Source organism: Nocardiopsis sp. TNDT3, from assembly GCF_003427465.1.
Taxonomy (GTDB): Bacteria; Actinomycetota; Actinomycetes; order Streptosporangiales; family Streptosporangiaceae; genus Nocardiopsis; species Nocardiopsis dassonvillei.
In genome coordinates this window covers 1-3,587 of record NZ_QPFC01000152.1, presented here as the reverse complement: position 1 = coordinate 3,587, position 3,587 = coordinate 1, and the positions used below count along the sequence as shown (strand labels likewise).

At 76.7% G+C, this 3,587-nt stretch carries 2 protein-coding genes; both read right to left on the bottom strand.

Annotated elements, in window-relative coordinates; genetic code table 11:
* Positions 1-92: 92 nt before the first annotated feature.
* Positions 93-2,804, bottom strand: a complete 2,712-nt coding sequence (locus DQW06_RS04225; protein ID WP_117197993.1) for a serine/threonine-protein kinase — start codon at positions 2,802-2,804, stop codon at positions 93-95.
* A 406-nt stretch (positions 2,805-3,210) separates the two neighbouring features.
* Positions 3,211-3,522, bottom strand: coding sequence for a DUF2470 domain-containing protein (locus DQW06_RS04220; RefSeq protein WP_013151922.1), 312 nt, complete (start codon positions 3,520-3,522; stop codon positions 3,211-3,213).
* Between the last annotated feature and the right edge of the window lie 65 nt (positions 3,523-3,587).

Sequence of the window (3,587 nt, the reverse complement as noted above, 5' to 3'; positions counted from 1 at the left end):
CCTCCGGCGGGCGCCCGAGGCGCGGCGCGGGGACGGCGGGGCCGGTGGGGGCGGCTTACCCGTGGGCGCCGGGCCACCGCCCGCACCGGACGCTAGGCGAGCAGGCCGTCCAGGGGGATCAGCACCCCCGAGCCCAGCGCCAACAGGCCCGTGGACAACAGCACCACCACCATGAACAGGGTTCCCACCACGGCCAGGCGGAAGGCCCCCAGGCGCCGACGGGCCCGCGAGGTGGGCTTCCTGCTGGCCGCCGAGCGGCCCAGCGCCACCAGCAGCACCGACAGCAGCACCGGCAGCCACCACGCCGCCCCGGTGTCGCCGGGCAGCAGACCGGTGACGGCCCCGGTGACCTCCGACAGCCAGCCCAGGACGGCGCCGTTGCTGGCGTCCAGCAGTCCGGTGTAGGCCGAGGTCACGAACTCGCTCTCGGGGTAGAAGCCCTCCTGCGGGCGCACCACGCGGCCCAGGCCGTCCAGGAGCCCGAGCAGCGCCGCGGGGTAGGCGAACCGGCGGCACGCGCCCGCCTTCATCGCCCGCTGGATCTGGCCCATGGTCTTGTCGGCCCGGCGCCTGCGGCGTTTCTGTTCGCGGGGGTCGAGCGAGGGGTCCTGCGGTCCCGCGGGGTTGTAGGGGTGCGGGGCGGTCGCGCCCTCCGGGCGGCCGGGCGCGGAGGACCCGGCGGCGCGCCTGCGGACTCCGGCCGCCTTCTCGCGGACCTGCGACCAGCGTTCGCCGGCCGAACCGGCCAGCGACGCCCACCGGTCCTGGCGGCGTGCCCTGCCGTCGGCGCGCTCGCGCTCGGCGACCGCGCCGCCGACCCGGGCCGCCTCGGGCAGCAGGAGCACCGCCGTGATCAGGGCGGCCCGGGTGGCCAGGGCGTCGCGGCCGTTGGCGTCGCGCAGGGCCAGGCGCCGCTGCTCCGCCCACCACGGGGCGTGCGGGGCGGCGGTGCGCTGGCGCGGGTGCCAGGACTGGCGCCGCAGCAGCGACCGGCTCCGGGAGGCGGTGTCGGGGAGCAGGACCAGTTCGACCGCCCTGGCCCAGGCGGTGTCGGTCTCGTGGGTGTCCGGGCGCCGGGGCGCGTCGGGGCCCGAGCCGACCAGCTGGTCGACGTTCTCGGACACCTTGCGCATGATCAGGGGCACCTCGTGCTGGACGCGCTCCAGCAGGGCGCACCGCCCCGAACCGCCCGAGCGGCAGGTCGGATGCGGACACCAGTGCTGGGCGCCCAGCCCGACCGCGCCCGAGGTCACGGCCTCGCGCACCACCGCGTGGCGGCTGGCGTCGCCGGTGGCCAGGTCCAGCAGCCCGTCGGCGCTGATCTCGTGGCCGCGAAAGCGCGGCGGCATCCCGGGCACGTAGCGGGCGGCCAGCGCGCTGATCGCCACGTGCGCCTGTTCGGGGTGGGCGTCCAGGCCGGTCAGGTAGGCGCGGTCGAAGGTGTAGTCGTTGACCTCGCGGTCCAGCCAGCTGCGCAGCTGCGACCAGTGGGTGCGCAGCCACATGGCGCCGGTCTCGGAGCGGTCGAGCAGGTCGAAGGCCAGGCTCGGCGGGTCCTCGTGGCTGGCTCCGGCGAACTCGATGGGGCGCAGGCGCTTGACCGCGCGGATCTGCGGGCGCTCGCCCGCCAGCCACTGCGCGACCTCGTCGTATCCCCAGCGGGCCGAGGGCGCGAGCGTGAGCAGGCCCCGGGCCAGCAGGCGCCAGCGCTCGTCGGTGATGGCGGAGATGTCCACCTCGGTGTTGCGGGCGGTCAGCCAGTTGCCGCCGCGCTCGGGGCGGCGTCCGGCCACCAGTTCGTGCACGATCACGCCCAGGGACCACCAGGCCGCGGGCGCCTCGCGGCGGCCCTCGACGACCTCAGGGGCGGCGTAGTCCTCGGTGACCGCCAGTCCGCCGTAGACGCGGCTCATGGTGGCGCGTACGGCGCCGCCGAAGTCGGTGAGCGCCACGACCGGCGGGTCCAGGGACCGCACGAGCAGGTTCTCGGGCTTGACGTCGGTGTGGTTGTGCTGGAGTTCGTCCTGCCAGTGGTGCAGGCACTCGGCGACGGCGGAGACCACGGCGCGGGCGCGGTCGTCCGGTAGCGGGGCCTGGTCGATGAGCGCGCGCAGCGAGCCGTGGGAGAAGTACTCCTGGGCCTCCCAGGCCAGGTCCTCGCCCCAGGAGCTGGCGGCGGTGCCGTAGCCCTGGATGGCGGGGGTGTGCGGTGAGGCGGTGCCGCGGGCGCGCAGGCGGTCGAGGAGTTCGCGGTTGATGTCGTGGCCGGGCCGGTACACCTTGAGCGCGAGCCGGCGCCCGGGGGAGTCGGTGGGTTCGGCCAGGTAGACGACGGCCTCGCCGCCCGCGCCGATGTGGTCGAGCACGCGGTAGCGGCGGCGCAGTTCGGCGGGGACGGCGTAGTCGAGGTCGCTGGCGGGGCCGACCACCACGCGCGAGACCAGGCGGGCCATCCAGTCCAGGAGCGGGCCGAACAGGGTCCGCCACCAGGGCGCGCGGCCGTCGGTGCGGCCGTCGCCCGGGATGCTGCGGGCCGGGCGGGTGCCCGGGGCCGCGGCGGCCGTGCGGGTGGCGTCCGCCTGGCCGGCGCCGGGCAGGACGCTGGTGCGGTCCGCGGCCGGGGAGGACACGCGGGTGGGCTCGGTGCCCTCCCCCGGGGCCGTTCCCGGGCGGAACACACGGGTGGCCCGGTGGGTGCGGTCCGCACGCGTGCGGTCCTCGTCGGGGCCGATGCGTGTGGTGGGCGCGGTGGGTTCGATCCGCTGGGTCGGCGCGTTCTCGTCACCGGGGTCGGGCGTGACCATCGGGGTCGGAGCCATCCTTCGGATAGGCGTTGGTGTCGTGGACCTGCGGGGGAACGAGGGCCCCTCCAGGGTAGGTCCGCGCGGCGCGGTTCGCGCGCCGTTTCGGGCCCCGGTGCGGGTTCCTCGGCGTAGCCCCTCGTCTCCTTTGACTCCCGGTGGGCGCGTGGAGTTCCACCCGGAACGCGCAGACGGTGCGCTCCGGGGCGGGAAGACCGGTGCCGCGGCGCTGCGCGCGCCTCGGCGCCGTCCGCGCGGGCCACCGCGCGCCGGTCCCGCTCCGCCGTGCGGGACCGCCTGTTCGGCCCCGTCCTCCGTGGCATGAGGGCCCGGTTCCAGGCGGCCGGTCGGCTGCTCGCGGTCGGCCGTGCGTCCCTGCGGCACGAGGGCCCGGTGCCGCCCGTGGTGCTCAGTGCCGTCCGCGCGGGGTCACGCCGAGCCTGTCGCAGGACTCCTGGTACATGCGCACGACCTCGGCGCGGATCTGGGCGCGTTCGGTGAGCGGTCGCGCCCACGGCACGCGCACGGCGTGCTCGGTTCCGTCCACGGTGACCGCGTAGTCGCCGCCGTCGCCGTCCAGGCCCGTCATGCGCGCGGCGGTGGCCTCGGGCTGGCCGCCCAGCGCGCGGCAGATGAGCAGGGTGTCCTCGGGGTGGTCGCCGTTCATGTGGGCGGTGACGGCGGCGACGACCTCGGGGGAGAAGGGGTTGGACGGGGACACGGGACCTCCTGGTCGGCGGGTGGCGCGCACGCGTGACACGAGCGGGGGGAGGGCTGTGCGCCCTC